The sequence below is a fragment of the Planktothrix paucivesiculata PCC 9631 genome, from assembly GCF_900009265.2.
GTDB lineage: Bacteria > Cyanobacteriota > Cyanobacteriia > Cyanobacteriales > Microcoleaceae > Planktothrix > Planktothrix paucivesiculata.
This window is the reverse complement of the sequence record NZ_LR735015.1, coordinates 255,479-275,331: the sequence shown is the minus strand read 5'-3', so window position 1 is coordinate 275,331 and position 19,853 is coordinate 255,479. Positions and strand designations below refer to the sequence as shown.

Here is a 19,853-nt window from a genome sequence, read left to right as displayed (position 1 = left end):
AGATTCCTTATGAAAACTACAGTAGTTGATGTAACTGGACTCAGCGACAAGCAAATTGCTCTTGTCGAAGAAATTGTAACAGCACTTCGGTCTGTTCCTGACAATCAACAAATTAATCAAGGAGGTAATGATGACGTAACCGTAACTCCAGAAGATGATGAACTCAGGCAACTTCATGAAGAATTTAGTTGGCTGATTGCCAATATTGGCGTTAAAGAACCCATCAACAGAGCAAACATATGTGACACAGGATAAAATGCAAAAAAGCTTCCTAGATACAAATATATGGGTCTATTCTGTAGACACCCAGAGTGGGGATAAACACAGAGCATCATTAAAGATTTTAAGACCCAGTGAACGTGAAATATTGTGCGTTTCAGATCAAATTCTTTCAGAATTTTATTCTGTTATGACCAGTAGTAGCCAAGTCAAAAAACCCCTTACACCAGTAGACACAATATGGAGAATAAAAAGACTGATTCAAATGCCCAATATCCAACTGTTACCAAAACCCTCAAACTTGACTAATCGTTTGCTGGAATTGTTGGAAAATCATCCGGTAACTGGTGCAACCGTTTTTGATGTTATGCACGTTGCTACAATGATGTCACACGGAATCAGGCGAATATATACTTTTAATGTTGATGATTTTGCTTGGTGTAGAGACATGGATATTGAAGTGATTGTCCCAGAGTAACTAATGTATTCCTGATGACTAGGTTGAACCTAGTCATCAGACGACGATGCTCTGCCTCATCGTTATATTGAAAAACTAGAGATGGAATTTCACTCGTCTAAAGGGGGTGTTGTATCCTTAATTTTTTGACCTTGTTTTTCTTCAATAATTTGTTTAAATCTTTCAATTTGCTCTTGTTTATCCTGCTGATTTTTAGCAGGATAGAATGTTAAATCTTGGGCATAGGGTTTCCGGCGACGGAATAACACGCGCAACGCTTCAACATCTTCCTCGCCACGATGTTCTAAAGCATAAGCTCTTAGTTCAGCATTGGTCATTTTTTCAAAATCTGATATCATAAAAACTCCCAAATTCCAGTGCTTAAAATAATAATTTCTATCTCCTCACCTGCTAGAATATAAACCTCTCCAGTTTGGGAATCAAAACGGAATAAATGAATATGAAAGATTAAGCCCTGAAGGGCTTACTACGGGTTTAGTTTTTTAGGCGTTTTCCTTCTCCTTGAATGCGTAAATATTCGCCAAATAAGGCAAGGAATCCAGAGGCTAAAATTAGGATGACACTCAGGGCATTAATATCGGGTTTGACTCCGGTTCTAATTCGACTAAATATTTCCATTGGTAAGGTATTTGCTCCACTTCCGGCGGTGAAACTGGCGATTAAAAAATCATCCATACTTAATACAAAAGCTAGTAAACAACCTGATATAATCCCGGGCATTAATTGGGGTAATAAGACTTGAATAAAAGCCTCGATAGGAGTTGCTCCTAAGTCTAAGGCGGCTTCTTCTAAATGGGGGTCTAAATCGGCTAAACGGGTGGAAACAACTAAGGCAACGTAGGCTAAACAAAAGACAACATGGGCGGATACAATTGTCCATAAACTCAGGGGAATGGCAACGGCGGCTAAAAATACTAGGGTTGCCACCGCCATGGCAATATCAGGAATAATTAATGGTAAATAGGACGCTCCTTGATATAATCCTTTGCCGGGGAAATGATAACGGGCTAATCCTACGGCCATTAATGTACCAATAATGGCGGCAATTCCTACGGCAAAAAATCCTACGGTTAAACTATTTTTTAAAGCACTTAAAATTCTGGCATCTTGGAATAATTTGACATACCATTCTAATGTAAATCCTTCCCATCCTGCACTATATCGAGATTTGTTAAAACTAAAAAATGTTAAGACAAAAATCGGCAGGTACATATAAAAAAACATCAAACCGACAAAAATGACCTGCCAAGAAATTCTAAACTTTGGTTTAGCAGCCATATCAAGGATCTCCTCTGGTTGTTGTTGAATTTCGTCCATAAATTTTTCCTAATTGATGTTAACGAGAGGGTTTACTATCTCCATATTTAATTAAAAGTGCGATCGCAATACTCACCCCAAAAATTAAGACCATACTCAAGGCTGAACCAAAACCCCAATTTTGAGTTGAGCCTAAAAACTGGTTATAAATTAATCGAGAAACCGTCATACTAGAAGCTCCTCCTAATAGTTCCGGGTCAACAAAATCCCCCATGGAACTAATAAAAACTAGCAGAGATCCGGCGGCAATTCCGGGCAATGTTTGGGGAACTGTGACTTTCCAAAATGTTTCTACAGGTCGCGCTCCTAGGTCGGCGGAGGCTTCTAATAATCGCCGATCTAATTTTTCTAAAGACGCATATAAAACCGTGACCATATAGGGTAAATAACTATAGGCCATGCCAATTAAAACCGCCGGAGTTCGGTTTAAGAGTTCTAAGGCGGGTAATCCAATTAATCCTAAAACGGAGTTTAATACTCCTGTCGGTCTTAATATAGTAATCCAAGCATAGGTTCTTAATAAAGAAGATGTCCACAGGGGTAAAATAAAGGCTAATAATATTATATTTCGCCACTGTTTCGGGGCTAATTGAGCAATCCAATAGGCGACGGGAAATCCTAGTAGTAAACAAATTGTGGTAGTCCCAAAGGCATAAAAGAGCGATCGCCAAATCACTAATAAATTAATCGGTTCAAAGACTCTTAAATAATTATCAATACCATTGGGAATTACCAAATCCCCAGGACGAATATCCTTAACTAAACTGAGTTGAAAAATCAATAAAGTTGGTAGGATTAATAAGAGTAATAACCATAAACCCGACGGCCCCAATAATGCCAAGGGGCCAATTAATTGAGAACCCAGTTGTCGCCAGCCTTTTTTTATCGGAGGTGGAGAAGAAGTTATCGGAGTTTTTGTTGAAATAGTCATAATTTGTTGTCATTTGTTAGTTTTTAGTTCAGGAAAAAAGATCTCAAATAACCTGCTTATAACACTTAACGGTAAACATCTCAACAATCAAAAATTAACTGGTTAGCCGTGTCCAATACCGTTCATAAATTTCATTGGCTTTACCTAAATCATGAATCATTTCACTGCGAGCTAGAATTGATTCTGGGGGAAATAAAGTGGGATCATTTCTCAAAACATCGGGTAATTTTTCATAGGCTAATCTCGAAGGAGTAGCAAATTTTAAGCGTTTCACTAAGGTGGCTGCGACATCGGGTCGCAACATAAAATCAATCCATTTATAGGCCCCGTCGGGGTTGGGAGCGCTTTTAGGAATGACCATGGTATCAATCCATAAAGATGATCCACTATAGGGGGTAATATATCTTAAATCCTCATTTTCCTCCTTAATTTCTGCCGCATCGGAGGAATAACACATGGCTATTGATAAATCCCCGACAATCATTTGAGGTCGCCAAGAATCCGTGGTAAAAGAAGCAATTTTGGGTCGTAATTCTACTAACTTTTCATAGGCTTGTCGAATTTCATTGGGGTCAGTAGAATTATAGGAGTAGCCTAACATAATTAACGCGGCTCCCATGACTTCCCGCACATCATTAAGTAATGTGAATCGCTTGGATAAATTATCTTTATTTTCCCATAAATAACTCCAATCTTTCGGGAGAGTTTCTAATTTATTCGGGTTATAAATTAACCCCGTTGTTCCCCAACTAATCGGCACACTATGAAGACCACCGGGATCATAAATTGGGTCTTTAAATTGGGGAAATAAATCTTCTAATCCCACTAATAAAGAGTGATCGAGTTCCGCTAATAGCCCTATTTCGATCATTTTTTCTACCATATATCCCGAAGGATAGATGACACTATAGGCGCCGGCTCCTCCCGCTTGCAGTCGGGCTAACATGGCTTCATTAGAATCGAAGACATCAGCCACAACTTTTAACCCCGTTTCCTCTCGAAAATGATCTAACAAATCTTGATCCGTGTAGCCAGACCAGGTGTAAATGTACAAGGTATCGGAGGAAATCTGAGTGTTTGGGGTGGTTTTGACCTCAGCTAATGTCCAACCACAGCTTGACAGGGATGATGCTGCCATCGCAGCAACGGAAGTTTGCAAAAACTGACGTCGTGTTTGAGCCACCCTAAAATTCCGATGTTTTTGTGGATAAGTCGGAGACACTGTTTTTTCTCAGTGGAAGTTTAACAAATCAAGCAATTAATTTAATTTTCCCATAGGATAGGAAAAAAATTCACAAAAATTGCAGATTAGATTTTATCTTAGATAATCTAAAAACTGAGTTTCTGAATTTTAGCTAAGAGATAAAACCTAGACTTGAGGTTCAGAAACCCGTTTTCTGGATATAAAAATTGAGTTTCTCAGCTATGGCGTTACACTCGATAACTGACGTTGGCTTTCTACTTGTTGCTCTTTCAGTTGCTGCTCAATTTGATCCTTAACAATTTGGCGATATTCATAGAAATGTTCTACCTGTCCACAAACCACCAAATAATGATCTAAAACCCGAGGTTTGTGTCGTAAAATATTCCATAAATATCGCCAAAACGTCGAACGAGTTTCCCGCACAACCCCTTGATACCAACATAAAATCAAGAGCGCTCGCATTGTTTTGAGATCCACTAATTTCCGTCCAATAGAATTAGTTTTCGGCTCTCCAATCATCATAAAATGACGGTAAGTGCGATCTAAATATCGTTGAGGATCGTACAATTCATAAAATCCATTGACATATTCTAGGGCGATTTCTTCAATCGGTCGAGTGGGCAGAAAATTCATTAAGGTAGTTTGATTCGCATTCCCAGTTTCCTTAATTAATCGTCCTTCTTTTTCTAAACGATGCCAAAGGGCGGTATTCGGTAAAACCTGCAACATACTAAACATGGCAATGGGAATAGTAGTCTTTTCCACAAATCGCACAATCCGATCGCCCGCCCCGGTTTCTTCCCCATCAAAACCAATAATAAATCCCGCCATCACCCGTAACCCAGATCGGATAATTTTTTCCACGGAATCACTCAAAGATCCGCGAGTATTTTGGAATTTTTTAGTTAGGTTTAAGCTATCTTCATCAGGGGTTTCAATTCCCAAAAATACAGCCCGAAAATTACACTCAACCATCAAATCCATTAATTCTTGATCCTGGGCTAAATCAATGGAAGCCTCCGTGGTTAAACGGAAAGGATAATTATTATCCTTCATCCATACTTTTAATTCATTCAGCAATAACTTAACGTTGCGCTTATTGCCAATAAAATTATCATCCACTAAGAAAACACCCTGACTAAAATTCAATTCTTTTAACCGATCTAATTCCGCTAAAAGTTGAGCCGGAGTTTTCGTTCGAGATTTACGTCCATATAACACAATAATATCGCAAAACTCACACTGAAACGGACAGCCCCGGGAGTATTGCAAAGAAATCATATCATAGGCTTCTTTCTCCAATAAATCAAAGCGAGGGATAGGAGATGTCGTAACATCGGGTTTGTCCCCTTCTATGCGAAAAACTCCTTTTTCATCTCCCCTTTCTATCGCTTCTACTAATAACGGTAAGGTGATTTCTCCTTCATCTAAAACTAAATAATCCGCCCCAGAAATTTCTGCCGATTGGGGTGTGGATGTGGGATAGGGGCCCCCTACAGCCACTTTTTTTCCCCGTCGTTTTGCCTCGCGAATTTGCTCCAAAAAATCATCTTTTTGGACAATCATTGCCGAAACCATTACCAATTCCGCCCAATTCCATTCCGCTTCGGTGATCTCTCGAACATTCCGGTCTACTAATTTAAACTCCCATTCTTGGGGTAAAATTGCTGCTACCGTAATTAACCCTAAAGGTGGAAGTAAGGCTTTTCGGTTAACTAAAGCGAGCGCTTTTTCAAATGACCAGAAACTTTGGGGAAAAATGGGATAAATTAAAAGAACACGCATTATCATTAACCCTGTAAAAGATAAAGATCTAAGTTCACAAAATTTCCGAAAATCATGGATTTTCTGACAACTTTGCCACTTCTTCGGCAAGAGTGTCTACAGTATAACGAATTTGTTCTTCATTGTGGTTATAAGTAATAAAAAATCGTAAACGTGCGCCATTTTTAGGCACGGAGGGATAAAACATAAAAGGTACATTAATCCCCCGCTTAAACAAATTTTGAGACAGTTGTACGGATTTCCAAGAATCTCCAACAATAATGGGAATCACCGGAGAATCTTCACTTAACCCGGTATTTAAGCCTTGATCTTTAGCTAAAGTTAAAAATAATTTAGCTCTTTGATGTAACTTTTCTACCCTTTCAGGTTCATTTTTTAACACCTGAATCGCCGCAATCACAGAAGCTGCATTCGGTGGAGAGATTCCCACACTAAAAACAAACCCTGGGGCGGTATATTTCAGATATTCAATTAAGGCTTGAGATCCGGCAATATAGCCCCCGCAACTAGCAAAGGATTTACTTAAAGTTCCCATCCATAAATCCACATCATGGGGATTAATTCCGAAATGTTCTCCAATACCTCGACCCTGTTTTCCTAATACACCAATCGAGTGAGCTTCATCCACCATTAAAAAGGCTTTATGATGTTTTTTAACCTGAATAAATTCGGGTAAATTGGGAATATCTCCGTCGGTGCTGTAGACCCCTTCCACAATAATTAAAACCCGTTGATAACGAGGGCGGCGTTCTCGTAAAATTTGATCTAAAGCTTGCCAATCATTATGGGGAAAAGCGATCGCCGTCGCCCCAGACAATAAAGCTCCTTGTAATAAACTATTATGACTCAGGGCATCATGTAAAATCAGATCATGTTGTCCGAATAAATGCCCCACGGTGGTCACATTAGTCGCATGACCCCCAACAAAAACAATACTATCTTCTACCCCAACAAAATCAGCGATCGCCCGTTCTAATTCTTGGTGAATTACCTTTTCACCTGATAATAACCGACTCGCACAGGCGGAGGTTCCATAACGATCAATTGCCTCTTTGGCAAACTGAGAAACCATCGGATCGCCACACATTCCTAGATAATTATAAGTGGCATAATTAATATAGTCTTGACCTCGAATCCTAGCCCGATCATTGGCAATTCCTTCCTGGGGTGTAAAAAAAGGATTTCCTAGTCCTAAATCTGCTAATTCCTGTTGTTGTTGTTTTAGGTGCAGATATTCGGGAAAGTATTCAATTTGATAATATTCGGCTGGAATTTCCGGCAGAGGTGCGGATTTCGCTTTTTTTTCCAGTAATTCTGCGAGAAGCGATCGCTTTTCGGGGGCGGATAACTGACTAACAGAAGGTAATAAACTAATCATTGATTTCTTCCTGTTCTGATAACAAAATATTTAATAACGTATCAACATCCGCATCCGATAATTGATCTAAGTAATGTAAAAGATGTTCTGCATCTTCCGGGGAAATCCCATTTTGATATTGAGTCATATCCAATTTGTTGTTATCGGCTAAATACTTAGCCAAAGTACAAATATTGGGATAATCCCATAACAGGGTGGGGGGAAGTCGGCGCCCCAACATCGTTTCCAAGTCTCCAGAGAGGTTAATCGCTTCGATAGAATTGAGGCCATAATTGGCAAAATCCTCCTCCACATCAATCTCCAACGCTTCTAAACCCAACCGTTCCGCGAGTTGACTGACTAACCACCCCTGAATTGTGGCGACAGACTCGAAAGACTCAATGCCGTTCACCAATGATTCTGGATGATGCACCGTTACCGATGGTTGTTGGGGTTTTGTCCCATTCATAGACGCATTTAACACTTGCATGAATCACTCCTCCATCACCCTAAAACTTTAGCATCCCAAGATAGCAGAATCCTGTTTTAAGTTGCCCATTACCCATTACCCATTCGTAATTCGTAATTCGTAATTCGTAATTCCCCATTCCCTACTCCCCCAATTTGCCCGCTATAAAACTAGCACGACAGGCATGGCGTTGAATTTTACCACTGGAGGTTTTAGGCAAAGTTCCCGGTTTTAACAATACCGTTTGATAAACTTGTAAATCATGGTTTTGAGACACGGCGCGACGGATGGACTGAAGCACCCCTTGTTTTGGGGAGGTTTTGGCAGAACCGTTATTCTGATCCCAGGTGCGAATTTGTTGCCAATATTGACGTTCTACTTCTACGGCGAGCACTAACCGTTCTTCCCCCGACCTATCAATAGAAAATCCCGCAACTCCACTGGGTTTAATTAGAGGGTGACTTTGTTCTACAGTCCATTCAATATCCTGGGGATAGTGGTTCCGACCATTAATAATAATAATATCTTTAATTCTTCCGGTAATAAATAGTTCTTGATCGTCTAAAAATCCCAAATCTCCCGTCCTTAAAAACGGCCCTTCTCCGGTTGTTAAGTAAGCATTAAACAGCATTTCAGTTTCCTGGGGTTTATTCCAATAGCCCCGGCCCACACTCGGCCCAGCCACCCAAATTTCTCCGACTTTTCCCGGTTCACAAATGTTCAAGGTTTCAGGATTAACAATTAATACTGTTTGGTCGGATAAACATTGACCACAACCCACCAAGGTTTTAGGATTAGCAATTAATGGATCAGACCCTAATTCAAGCTCTAAAATCTGATGATTCTCTAAAGTATTTCCATCAACGGTTTTAAATATTGGAACCGATGTTTTTAAGCCTCCGGTAATAATTAAAGTGGCTTCAGCCATGCCATAACAGGGATAAAAAGCCTCGCGCCTAAATCCGTAGGGGGCAAAGGTTTGAATAAATTTTTCTATCACTTCATGATAAATAGGTTCGGCCCCATTAAATGCCACTTCCCAACTACTTAAATCTAAATTTTCCAAGGGTTTAGGTGAATTTATTCCTGGTTTTCCTAATACTTTTCTCACACATAAATCGTATGCAAAATTCGGCCCGCCACTGGTTGTTCCTCGATATCTGGAAATAGTTTGTAACCAGCGCAAGGGATTTTGCACAAACATTAAAGGAGACATTAAAACCACCGGAAATCCTCCGAATAGGGGTTCTAAAACCCCACCAATTAAACCCATATCATGATAGGGAGGCAACCAAATTACCCCCGTACTTTCGGAAGAATGACCAAAACAATGATAAATTGCCGTTAAATTATGTAATAAGTTTTGATGGGAAATCATCACCCCTTTAGGGGTAGCGGTGGAACCAGAAGTATATTGTAAAAAGGCAAGAGTTTGACGATTAATAACTGGCCGTTGCCAAGTCTTTGCTATTTCATTATCTAAGAGATCTGTTGCTAACCAATTTAAGGGCGCAATATCAGACAGAGTGGGAAAAAAGCGCTGTAAACCTGATAATGTCGCTTCAGTAGTTAAGGCAACCGTGGCATTTGTATCCCCAATAATAGCTTGTAAACGAGGTAAAGATCGATCGGGTCTGGGGGGATAGGCGGGAACAGCAATCACTCCGGCATACAAACATCCAAAAAACGCGCTAATATAATCTAACCCCGGTTGATAGAGTAATAAAACTCGATCTTGCGGTTGACAAATGGCTTGCAATTTAGCTGCAATAGTTTGGGCTTGTTGGTTTAATTGTTGATAGGTCAAAGTTAATATTTCAGTTTCCCCATCTACCAAAAAAGTATAGGCAATTTTATCCGGTTGTTCGGATGCACGATATTCTAAAAGTTCAATTAAGGTTGTCCATTGCCACGAGTTGAATTGCTGAGTCATGTAAAAAAATTAGGGTGATGTTTTGTTATCTCTTAATCAAAAAATCAAGAACGATTGGCTAATTCCGACAATTGACTGGTTTCTGTGTCTAATCTCCATTGTCCAACACTGTCTAAACTCCCTTCTAAAAATTTAGTTCGACAGGCACGACGTTGAATTTTACCACTGGTGGTTTTAGGAATAGTTGTGGTTTTTAATAACACAATGGCAAAGACATCCACGGTATTTTGTTGGGCGATCGCTTGACGAATAGTATTGACGACCTCCTCAACGTTCAAGTTTCGTAAATATCGCCGTTCAATTTCTGCGGCAATAATCAATTGTTCCCCCAATTCCGTCTCCACCGAAAACGCCGCACTATGTCCCGCACGAATAGCGGGGTGGCAAGTATCAAGAGTTGCTTCAATTTCCTGGGGATAACGGTTTCTTCCCCACAGAATCATCATGTCCTTGATCCGCCCGGTAATATACAATTCCCCGTCCTGCAAAAATCCTAAATCTCCCGTGCGTAAATAGGGCCCCCGTCCTTCTACATAGACCTTAAAAGTTGTTTCCGTATCTTCGGGTTTATCCCAATATCCCAAACCCACCCCTTTCCCCGATACCAAGATTTCACCCACTTGATCGGCATCTCGGGGCGTTAACTGTTCGGGATCAACAATGATCACCTCATCCCCTAACCAGGGGAAACCGCAACTGACGAGGGAGCGNTAGTATTGACGACCTCCTCAACGTTCAAGTTTCGTAAATATCGCCGTTCAATTTCTGCGGCAATAATCAATTGTTCCCCCAATTCCGTCTCCACCGAAAACGCCGCACTATGTCCCGCACGAATAGCGGGGTGGCAAGTATCAAGAGTTGCTTCAATTTCCTGGGGATAACGGTTTCTTCCCCACAGAATCATCATGTCCTTGATCCGCCCGGTAATATACAATTCCCCGTCCTGCAAAAATCCTAAATCTCCCGTGCGTAAATAGGGCCCCCGTCCTTCTACATAGACCTTAAAAGTTGTTTCCGTATCTTCGGGTTTATCCCAATATCCCAAACCCACCCCTTTCCCCGATACCAAGATTTCACCCACTTGATCGGCATCTCGGGGCGTTAACTGTTCGGGATCAACAATGATCACCTCATCCCCTAACCAGGGGAACCCGCAACTGACGAGGGAGCGGGCAGGGGTTGTGGAGGCAGGGGGGGCAGGGGAGGCAGGGGTGGTTGGTTGTTTGGGGATGACTTGATTGTGTTCTAGGGCCACGGGATCGACCCATAGAATATTGGGGGTTTGGTGTTTGTGTCCACCGGAAATAAACAAAGTGGTTTCGGCCATTCCGTAGCAGGGATAAAACGCCTCCGGTTTGAACCCACAGGGGGCGAAAATTTCTGCAAACCCTTTGAGAGTGTCCCAGCGTACGGGTTCAGCGCCGGAAAAGGCCACATCCCAGGAACTCAAATCTAACGCTTCTAACTTTTCTGGGGTCGCACTTCGACAAACCAAATCGTATGCAAAATTTGGCCCGCCACTGGTGGTGGCCTGATATTTGGAAACCGCTTCTAACCAACGAAAGGGTTTTTGTACTAAAGAAACCGGGGACATTAAGGTGACGGGAAATGAGCCATAAAGGGGTTGAACCACTCCCCCAATTAATCCCATATCATGAAATAGGGGTAGCCAAATTAACCCCTGACTCTGGCTGTGATGTCCAAAAGCGTTATAAATAATCGCCGAATTATGTAGAACATTTCCATGCGTAACCATTACCCCTTTTGGGGTTCCGGTGGAACCGGAGGTATATTGTAAAAAAGCGATGGTATCCCCGTTAATTGACGGTTCTCGCCAGTCCGTCGCCAGGTTTTGAGCCAAAAGGTCATCGGTTGCCACCCAACGTAGAGACGTGCCACGGCGCGTCTCCTCATCCTCCTGCTCCACAGAAAACTGGGTTTGTAGATGTTCAATTAACGCTTTTGTACTTAAAATTGCCCGACATTGAGAGGATTCTAAACGGGTTTGTAGCTTAACAATGGCTTGGGGTGAGACTGGAGGGTTATCAGTAACGGCGATCACACCCGCATATAAACAGCCAAAAAACGCCGCAATAAATTCTAAGCCCGCACTATAGGGATAAACGACTAAAACCCGATCGCCTGGAGATAAAAATGATTGTAGATAAGCTGCGATGTCCAGGGCTTGTTGATATAACTGTTGATAGGTCAGAGTCCCCGACTCCGTTTCCCCATCGGCTAAAAACCGATAGGCGAGTTGATCCGGTTTAGATTCGGCGCGATCGCGCAATAAATCAATTAAATTAGAAAAACTGCTCATACCTTAATATAGAGTCCTAAAGGACTCACTACGATCAAGGTACAGTTTAGTATGAAAATTGCCATTATTTCCTCTGGTTTTTTCCCCGTGATCGATGGGGTTACTGTTAGTGCGATGATGCGACTCCAACGCTTAAGTCAGTGGGGACATGAGGTTTTATTTTTTTGTCCTGACTATAGTGCCATTGAAAGTGTTTATCCCAATTGGCGAGAATATAGCGGGAATATTTTACCCGGTGTGCGAGTTTATAATCTACCCAGCACCTCATTTTTAGGATTAGATTTTGAGCGAAATCCTTCGATGGCTTCCTATGCTATCTTTTTAGAAGAATTAGAAAAATTTCAACCCGATTTAGTTCATGTTGATGAACCCGAAAGGCTATTTTTTGGATTATTTAGGCGGGCTGGAATTGACTATGCTAAAAAAGCTAAGATTCCCTGTATTGCTTTTTTTAGAACTTGGTTTTTATCCTATGCAGAAGATTATATTCCCTTACCTAAATTTGCAGTGGAAATAATTAGAGAACTATTTAGACGGATTTTTGCTTGGATTTATAACGGTTATGATGTTACTTTATTTACGAGCAAAATCACCTATCAACTCGCCCCCCAGATGGGAATTACAAATGCAATTTACGAGAATTTAGCCGGATTTGACTCCCAACGCTTTAACCCCAATTTAAAAGAAGAAGATTTTTTTAAAAAATATTATAATTTACCCGAATTAGATGGGTTAACTAAATTAATCTTTGTCGGTCGTTTAACCCCCGATAAAGGCTGGAATTTCACCTTAAAAACCATGGCAAAAGTTGCAGAAAAAATTGATTTAGAAAAAGTAGGTTTTATTATTATTGGGGATGGACAAATGCAGGACGAAATCATCGAGGGTTTAACTAAATTTACCCGTCATGTCTATTTCCTGGGTCGGGTAGCCTATGACCAAGTTCCGGCGGTTTATGCCAATAGTGATATTCATATTACCACCTCGGAACGGGAATCGAGAGGATTAACCGTATTAGAAGCTTTTGCATCTGGAATTCCGGTATTAGTTCCCCGGGCTGGAGGGTTAGTTGAAAATGTTATAGATGGGGAAAATGGATTTTTATATACTCCTCAAGATTCCGAAGATTTTACTCACAAATTAAAGCAATTAATCGAAGATCCCCTATTAAGAAAAACCCTAGGAAATCGCGGAATAGAATCCGTCGGAAATTATAGTTGGGATCAGGTAATTAAAAATTTAGTTGCTATTTGGGAACAAAAACTTGATGAAGCCAATCAAATATCATCTCATTAACCTAATTTTAAATATCTTTGTGTCTTTGTACCTTTGTGTTTCCTTCAAATCAGTTGTCTAATCTTGAAACAGATTGACAAATGCTCTTTACAATACTTAATATAAGCAAGCTATAACTGATGAAACCGTGGGACAAAGAACGTATGCCGACTTTTTTGCTGGTTTGGTTGGGACAAATTGTTTCGATGTTTGGTTCCAGCTTAACCGAATTTGCCTTGGGGGTTTGGGTGTATCAAACCACAGGTTCCATTACCCAGTTTGCTCTGATTTCTGTTTGTATTCATCTTCCTAACCTGTTGATTTCCCCCCTCGCTGGGGCGGTGGTAGACCGTTCGAGTCGTCGCGGCGCGATGATTATTAATGATATTATTGCGGCGGTCGGAACCTTAATATTAATGGTATTGGTGTTTTCCAACCGTTTAGAAGTCTGGCATATTTACGTTGCGGTGTGCGTGAGTTCGATTTCCAATGCCTTCCAATGGCCCGCTTATATGGCTTCTATTCCCCAACTGGTTCCCCGCAATGATTTAAGTCGCGCCAATGGGATGGTGCAAGTTTCTCGGGCGATCGCTAAAATTTCTGGCCCAACTGTTGCGGGAATTTTAGTGGGGAGTATTGGCATTGGTTCGATTTTAATTATCGATTCTGGAACCTTTGTTTTAGGGTTAATTACTTTATTAATTGTGCGTTTTCCGAAAGTAGAACCTTCAAAATCTCAACAAAAACCCTTAAGTTTTAAGCGACTTTGGAAAGAAACTCGTTCCGCCTGGAATTATATTCTCATCCGTCCCGGTTTAAAAAAATTATTAGGCTTTTTTGCTGTCACCTACTTTACCGAAGGAATGCTTGCTATTTTATTCTGGCCTGTGGTTTTAACCTTTGCCAGTAGTCAACAATTAGGCTTAATTCTTTCTATTAGCGGTTGTGGAATGCTCCTGGGAAGCGTGGCGGTCAGTGTTTCGGGAGGCCCTAAAAACCGGATGAAAGCAATTTTATGGTTAGTGGGTTTACAGGGTTTATGTCTGTGTTTGAGCGGGTTTAGACCTTCGATTTTCCTAGCTGGAATTGGCGGATTTGGTTATTTATTTGCCCGTCCTTTTATTGTTAGTAGTAATCATACAATCTGGCAATCTAAAATTCCTTTTGAATTACAAGGACGCATTTTTTCTTTACAAAGTGTGGTCGAGCGATCGCTTTTAATTCTATCCCATTTAACCGTGGGGCCCTTAGCAGATCGGGTTTTAGAACCCATGATGAAACCCGGTGGACTCCTAGCAGATAGTATCGGTCAAATTATTGGAGTCGGCGCCGGACGAGGAAGTGGGTTATTATTTATGTTAATTGGTATCCTCAATATTGTTGCCGCTTTAATTGCCTATCAAATGCCTCGTTTACGACGAGTTGAAAAAGAAATTCCCGATGCCATTCCCGTCATCAGTTAAAACCGTAGAGACGTGCCAAGGCGCGTCTCTCTTGTAAATCTTTTAACTCTTTTAACAGGTCACTAAATCCTATTAACAATTAACTGATTATGAAAATCCTACAAATTATTCCTTCAATTTCTTTAGTATATGGTGGCCCAAGTCAAATGATCCGGGGTCTATCTTCAGCTTTAGGAACACTTGGGGTTGAGGTCACAGTTTTAACCACTAATTCTAATGGCGATCGCGGACAACCCCCCTTAGATGTTCCTTTGGATATTCCCGTACAGGAAAAGGGTTATCAGGTGCGTTATTTTCCCTGTTCTCCCTTTCGTCGTTATAAATTTTCTTTAGATTTATTAAACTGGCTAAAAAACCACGCTTCTGAATATGATTTAGCCCATATTCATGCCTTATTTTCTCCCGTAACTTCGGCGGCTGCAACCGTCGCCCGTTATCAAAAATTACCCTATATTTTACGACCATTAGGAACCCTTGACCCCGCCGATTTAAACAAGAAAAAACAGTTAAAAAAACTCTATGCAGCCTTATTAGAACGTCCCAATATTGCCGGGGCGGCAGCGATTCATTTTACCAGTCAGGAAGAAGCCCGAATATCGGAACGATTTGGAGTTAAAACGAATGATTTAGTAATTCCTTTAGGTGTAACCTTACCGGAATTAACCCAAACTCCTCAAGCAATTTTATCGCATTTAGAAATAAAGCCCGATATTCCGATTATTTTATTTTTATCTCGAATTGAACCTAAAAAGGGACTAGATATTTTAATTCCGGCTTTAGAAAAAGTCTTAAAAACCGGATTAGAGTTTCAATTTATTTTAGCGGGTTCTAATCCTCAAGATCCCGAATATGAAGCCAAAATTAAACAACAAATTCAACAATCTCCTTTAGGGGAAAAAACAATAATTCCTGGGTTTGTCACCGGAGAAATCAAAACCGCTTTATTAAAAATAGCTGATTTATTTGTCTTACCTTCCTATTATGAAAATTTCGGCATTGCAGTCGCAGAGGCGATGGCGGTGGGAACTCCGGTGGTGATTTCTAAGGGAATTTATATTTGGGAAGATGTGGAAAAAGCCCAAGGAGGTTGGGTGGGAAATGGCAATATTGATGAAATTTCAAGTTTAATTGAAACCGCCTTAAACAATCCCCAGGAATGTCAACGGCGAGGATTAAATGCTCAAAATTATGCTTTAAATTATTATAGTTGGGATGCGATCGCTCAACAAATGATTCGAGCCTATCAAGAATTGATTTAAACTAAACCTTTCTATATTAGCTTGAATAGAGGGCTAAAGCTCAACAATGGCTGTTACGTTGTGTTAGCGCGGCTTACCGGAGGTATCGCTTTTTACTACTTAAAAAAAGTTGGCAAAAATTGCTCCTATTGGTTATAATTGCTAAAAAGATTTAATATATAAGGAGATTATCACTACAATGTACAAAGTTATCCAAGCAACTTGTAATAATGGTAACTTGATCCTCTCTGAAAGGTTGAGTGATGAATGGGAAGGAAAAAGTTTTAAAGTTATTCTTGTAGAAACAGATGAAATTGAAGTCAAAAAGCAAAGATTTTTTGAGTTTGTAAATAAACATTCTTTGACTCTCCCTGATGACTATCAATTCAATAGAGAGGAACTTTATGAAAGATATTGATAAAATGGGTTATAATTGACCCATAGGTATCTAAAGTATATCAAGTTTGTTTAAAATCTTAGTTAGGTTCGTTTGATGATCACAAAAACACCTGATATTGTCCAGTCCCAACTGTTGAAAGTCTTATCCCAATTATCCTTACCTAAGCAAGAAGAAGTGTTGAAATATGCACTTTTATTACATAAAAAACAACAATTTCAGGATTGGGATAGTATTTCTGATCAAGAAGCTGCGGATATAAAAGCTGAGTTTTATGATAAAGATTTAGCTTATTCAGAAGGGATTTTAAGCGATTATTTGTATCAGCTTCAGCAAGAGGATGTGATATGATGCGGGGAGATGTTTATTTAGCTGATTTGAATCCAAGTCGTGGTTCAGAACAAGCAGGTATTCGACCCGTTATTGTTGTTCAAAGAAATACGCTTGACCGCTTTACTACAACTGTAGTCGTTGTTCCTTTAACCAGTAATTATAAACGGGCTAGAATACCAGGTACAATTATTATCGCTGCTGGTGAAGCGGGTTTAACTCAAGAATCTGTTGCACTTTGTTATCAAATTGTCGTTATTGACAAGCAACGACTTATCCGAAAGTTAGGAACTCTTTCCTCCAGTTATTTATTGATGTTAAAAGAAGCATTAGAATATACATTACAACTTGATGAATATGAAGATGATAAAGAATAAAGTAAACTTTGAAGTCACTCATTAAAAATTAAACCCTTTTTATGAGGCGTGAAAGCCTCACTACGAGGTTTCACGCCGGGGTATGGGAGAATTAACCTAGGTTTAAATCCGTGACCGCACCAATACTGCTAGATGAAACTAACTTCGCATATTTAGCTAAAACTCCTTTAGTATAACGGGGTTTTGGAGCTTGCCAAGTTTGACGACGTTGGGCTAATTCTTCCTCGGAAATATTCACTTGTAATAACCGTTGATGGGCGTCAATGGTAATAGTATCTCCTTCCTTAACTAAACCAATATTCCCACCAACAGCCGCTTCTGGGGCGACATGACCCACGACCATTCCATAGGTGCCTCCAGAGAAACGACCATCGGTAATTAATCCGACTTTATCCCCCAAACCTGCCCCAATAATTGCCGAAGTTGGTGCTAACATTTCCCGCATTCCTGGCCCGCCTTTCGGCCCTTCATAACGAATTACAATCACATCTCCGGCGCTAATTTTTCCGGCTAAAATTGCATCCAAACATTCTTCTTCCGATTCAAAAACTCGGGCTGGGCCAGTAATAACTGGATTTTTAACGCCGGTAATTTTAGCAACCGCACCTTCTGTGGCTAAATTACCTTTTAAAATGGCTAAATGTCCTTGAGCATACATGGGATTATTCCAAGGACGAATTACATCTTGGTCGGCACTGGGTTCGGAGGGAACATCGGCTAATTGTTCGGCAACAGTTTTCCCCGTTATTGTTAAGGCATCCCCATGAATTAAGCCTTTTTCTAATAACATTTTCATCACTAAAGGAATACCCCCGGCTTTGTGTAAATCCGTGGCAACATAACGGCCACTAGGCTTTAAATCACATAACACGGGAACCTTAGCCCGAATAGCTTCAAAATCATCAATGTTAAGTTCAACTCCGATGGCATTGGCAATCGCTAATAGGTGTAAAACCGAATTAGTTGAACCGCCCACGGCCATAATCACAGCGATCGCATTTTCAAAGGCTTTTCGGGTTATAATTTGACGGGGAAGAATCTGATTTTTAATCGCTTCTCGTAACACATAGGCCGACTTTTCTGTACTTTCGGCTTTTTCCTCATCTTCTGCCGCCATGGTGGAGGAATACATTAAACTCATTCCCATCGCTTCAATAGCAGAAGACATGGTATTTGCGGTGTACATTCCCCCACAGGAACCTGCCCCCGGACATGACCGACGTTCAACTTCAATTAATTCTGTTTCGTCAATTGTTCCAGCACTATATTGTCCGACGGCTTCAAAAGCGCTAACAACGGTTAAATCTTTACCATTATAATGTCCGGGTTTAATTGTTCCACCATACACAAAAATCGCCGGAATATTCATTCTGGAAATCGCAATCATCGCCCCCGGCATATTTTTATCACAGCCGCCAATTGCTAAAACCGCGTCCATACTTTGGGCATTACAAGCGGTTTCAATGGAGTCGGCAATTACTTCTCTTGAAACCAAGGAATATTTCATGCCTTCAGTCCCCATAGAAATGCCATCGCTGACGGTAATTGTTCCGAACATTTGCGGCATCGCCCCCGCTTGTTTGAGGGCGGTTTCTGCGCGCAATGCCAGGGTGTTAAGGCCCATATTGCAAGGGGTGATGGTACTGTAACCGTTGGCAATCCCGACAATGGGTTTGATAAAATCTTGATCCCCAAATCCCACAGCGCGCAACATAGCACGGTTTGGGGTGCGTTGGGTTCCTTGGGTAATGGCTTGACTTCGTAGGTTATCGGACATAGATTGTTCCTCTTGTGTGCGGGTTGTGTTCCAACGGTTCAACGACGTTTTTTGTAGTGTTGTTACTCGCTGATCTGACCCGTTTTTGATATCGTTATTATTATCTCAGAAAATGTGATAAGTTATTAATTGCTTTATAAATTGATGGGATTGGCTCAAGAATACCTTGATTAATTTTAATTATAAATCTGCAAAAATTTCAATTATTATTCCGGTTTTAAATGAAGCCGAAAATATTGGTTTAGTAATTTCATCGATTCAACGGGCGGAAAATATAGAAGTTATTATTATTGATGGGGGAAGTCAGGATAATACCGTTGAAATAGCTCAAAATTTGGGGGTAAAAGTGATATTTACCCATCGAGGACGGGCGCTACAAATGAATGCGGGGGCAAAAATAGCAACGGGGGAGATTTTATTATTTCTGCATGGAGATACTCAATTACCTCAAGGATTTGAAATAGAAATCCGAAAAACATTTATCGATTCTAACATAATTGCTGGAGCTTTTAAGTTAAAAATTAAGGGTGATCGATTGCGTTTAAGGTTAATTGAAAAAACGGTATTCTGGCGTTCAAAATATTTACAAATGCCCTATGGAGATCAAGCTATTTTTATCAAAGCCCCCACTTTTTGGCAGATAGGTGGATTTCCTGAACAACCGATTATGGAGGATTTTGAGTTTATCCGTCGTTTAAATCGTTTAGGAAAAATAGAGATTTTATCAAGTTCTGTAATCACATCGGGACGACGGTGGCAAAAATTAGGGGTATTCAAAACTACATTAATTAATCAATTCATGGTCATTGGATATTCCCTAGGAATTTCACCAACAAAATTAGCTCAATGGTATCGGAAGAAGGCGGGTAATGGGTAATGGGTAATAGGTAATAGGTAATGGGTAATGGGTAATGGGTAATGGGTAATGGGTAATGGGTAATGGGTAATGGGTAATGGGTAATTACGAATTACGAATTACGAAT

The 19,853-nt window shown here is 40.4% G+C and carries 21 protein-coding genes; 9 read left to right on the top strand and 12 right to left on the bottom strand.

Annotation, left to right across the window (positions count from 1 at the left end; genetic code table 11):
* Positions 1 to 9 precede the first annotated feature (9 nt).
* Positions 10 to 255, top strand: coding sequence for a hypothetical protein (locus PL9631_RS12915; RefSeq protein WP_083620865.1), 246 nt, complete (start codon positions 10 to 12; stop codon positions 253 to 255).
* Positions 242 to 697 (top strand): type II toxin-antitoxin system VapC family toxin, encoded by a 456-nt coding sequence (locus tag PL9631_RS12910; RefSeq protein WP_231516719.1) that lies wholly within the window; start codon positions 242 to 244, stop codon positions 695 to 697. Before PL9631_RS12915 ends, PL9631_RS12910 begins: the two co-directional genes overlap by 14 nt.
* Positions 698 to 786: 89 nt before the next feature.
* Here the strand turns inward: PL9631_RS12910 and PL9631_RS12905 are convergent, their stop codons facing one another.
* The 11 genes from PL9631_RS12905 to PL9631_RS12860 form a co-directional block, all read right to left on the bottom strand.
* Positions 787 to 1,035 carry a DUF6887 family protein gene (locus PL9631_RS12905; protein ID WP_083620863.1) on the bottom strand — a complete coding sequence of 83 codons (249 nt, stop codon included), beginning with the start codon at positions 1,033 to 1,035 and terminating at the stop codon, positions 787 to 789.
* Complete coding sequence (locus PL9631_RS27385) at positions 1,032 to 1,136, bottom strand: DUF6888 family protein (protein WP_407947584.1); 105 nt, start codon at positions 1,134 to 1,136, stop codon at positions 1,032 to 1,034. Before PL9631_RS27385 ends, PL9631_RS12905 begins: the two co-directional genes overlap by 4 nt.
* Positions 1,137 to 1,171: 35 nt before the next feature.
* On the bottom strand, positions 1,172 to 2,014 hold the full coding sequence (locus PL9631_RS12900; RefSeq protein ID WP_083620861.1) for an ABC transporter permease: 843 nt from the start codon (positions 2,012 to 2,014) through the stop codon (positions 1,172 to 1,174).
* A gap of 19 nt (positions 2,015 to 2,033) precedes the next feature.
* Positions 2,034 to 2,945, bottom strand: a complete 912-nt coding sequence (locus PL9631_RS12895) for an ABC transporter permease (RefSeq protein ID WP_083620859.1) — start codon at positions 2,943 to 2,945, stop codon at positions 2,034 to 2,036.
* Between the two features lie 94 nt (positions 2,946 to 3,039).
* Complete coding sequence (locus PL9631_RS12890; RefSeq protein ID WP_083620927.1) at positions 3,040 to 4,083, bottom strand: polyamine ABC transporter substrate-binding protein; 1,044 nt, start codon at positions 4,081 to 4,083, stop codon at positions 3,040 to 3,042.
* A gap of 285 nt (positions 4,084 to 4,368) precedes the next feature.
* Positions 4,369 to 5,934 carry a B12-binding domain-containing radical SAM protein gene (locus PL9631_RS12885; RefSeq protein WP_083620857.1) on the bottom strand — a complete coding sequence of 522 codons (1,566 nt, stop codon included), beginning with the start codon at positions 5,932 to 5,934 and terminating at the stop codon, positions 4,369 to 4,371.
* A 52-nt stretch (positions 5,935 to 5,986) separates the two neighbouring features.
* Positions 5,987 to 7,312: an aminotransferase class I/II-fold pyridoxal phosphate-dependent enzyme gene (locus PL9631_RS12880; protein ID WP_083620855.1), complete on the bottom strand. Its 1,326-nt coding sequence runs from the start codon at positions 7,310 to 7,312 to the stop codon at positions 5,987 to 5,989.
* On the bottom strand, positions 7,305 to 7,781 hold the full coding sequence (locus PL9631_RS12875; RefSeq protein WP_083620853.1) for an acyl carrier protein: 477 nt from the start codon (positions 7,779 to 7,781) through the stop codon (positions 7,305 to 7,307). The genes PL9631_RS12880 and PL9631_RS12875 overlap by 8 nt, the downstream gene beginning before the upstream one ends.
* 121 nt (positions 7,782 to 7,902) lie before the next feature.
* Positions 7,903 to 9,693 (bottom strand): fatty acyl-AMP ligase, encoded by a 1,791-nt coding sequence (locus PL9631_RS12870; protein WP_083620851.1) that lies wholly within the window; start codon positions 9,691 to 9,693, stop codon positions 7,903 to 7,905.
* Between the two features lie 44 nt (positions 9,694 to 9,737).
* Entirely contained in the window at positions 9,738 to 10,361 is a 624-nt protein-coding gene (locus PL9631_RS12865; protein WP_083620849.1) for an acyl-CoA synthetase family protein, read from the bottom strand.
* Positions 10,362 to 10,369: 8 nt separating this feature from the next.
* The gene (locus tag PL9631_RS12860) at positions 10,370 to 12,013 is read right to left on the bottom strand and encodes a fatty acyl-AMP ligase (protein ID WP_083620847.1); all 1,644 of its coding nucleotides are present in this window, start codon (positions 12,011 to 12,013) and stop codon (positions 10,370 to 10,372) included.
* Between the two features lie 51 nt (positions 12,014 to 12,064).
* Between PL9631_RS12860 and PL9631_RS12855 the strand changes: the two genes are divergently transcribed.
* From PL9631_RS12855 to PL9631_RS12830, 6 genes are all read left to right on the top strand, one after another.
* Positions 12,065 to 13,309, top strand: coding sequence for a glycosyltransferase (locus PL9631_RS12855; protein WP_083620845.1), 1,245 nt, complete (start codon positions 12,065 to 12,067; stop codon positions 13,307 to 13,309).
* A 143-nt stretch (positions 13,310 to 13,452) separates the two neighbouring features.
* On the top strand, positions 13,453 to 14,751 hold the full coding sequence (locus tag PL9631_RS12850; RefSeq protein ID WP_083620843.1) for an MFS transporter: 1,299 nt from the start codon (positions 13,453 to 13,455) through the stop codon (positions 14,749 to 14,751).
* Between the two features lie 89 nt (positions 14,752 to 14,840).
* A complete protein-coding gene (gene hpsP, locus PL9631_RS12845) occupies positions 14,841 to 16,010 on the top strand; it encodes a hormogonium polysaccharide biosynthesis glycosyltransferase HpsP (RefSeq protein ID WP_083620841.1) in 1,170 nt (389 codons plus the stop codon).
* Positions 16,011 to 16,188: 178 nt separating this feature from the next.
* Positions 16,189 to 16,407, top strand: a complete 219-nt coding sequence (locus PL9631_RS12840; protein WP_083620839.1) for a hypothetical protein — start codon at positions 16,189 to 16,191, stop codon at positions 16,405 to 16,407.
* A gap of 75 nt (positions 16,408 to 16,482) precedes the next feature.
* Complete coding sequence (locus PL9631_RS12835; protein WP_083620837.1) at positions 16,483 to 16,737, top strand: hypothetical protein; 255 nt, start codon at positions 16,483 to 16,485, stop codon at positions 16,735 to 16,737.
* Complete coding sequence (locus tag PL9631_RS12830; RefSeq protein WP_197046360.1) at positions 16,734 to 17,093, top strand: type II toxin-antitoxin system PemK/MazF family toxin; 360 nt, start codon at positions 16,734 to 16,736, stop codon at positions 17,091 to 17,093. Before PL9631_RS12835 ends, PL9631_RS12830 begins: the two co-directional genes overlap by 4 nt.
* A gap of 91 nt (positions 17,094 to 17,184) precedes the next feature.
* Here PL9631_RS12830 and ilvD read toward each other — a convergent pair whose 3' ends face one another.
* Positions 17,185 to 18,870, bottom strand: coding sequence for a dihydroxy-acid dehydratase (gene ilvD, locus PL9631_RS12825; RefSeq protein ID WP_083620833.1), 1,686 nt, complete (start codon positions 18,868 to 18,870; stop codon positions 17,185 to 17,187).
* A 166-nt stretch (positions 18,871 to 19,036) separates the two neighbouring features.
* Here ilvD and PL9631_RS12820 point away from each other — a divergent pair, with 166 nt between their 5' ends.
* The gene (locus tag PL9631_RS12820; RefSeq protein ID WP_231516718.1) at positions 19,037 to 19,747 is read left to right on the top strand and encodes a TIGR04283 family arsenosugar biosynthesis glycosyltransferase; all 711 of its coding nucleotides are present in this window, start codon (positions 19,037 to 19,039) and stop codon (positions 19,745 to 19,747) included.
* The last annotated feature ends 106 nt before the right edge of the window (positions 19,748 to 19,853 follow it).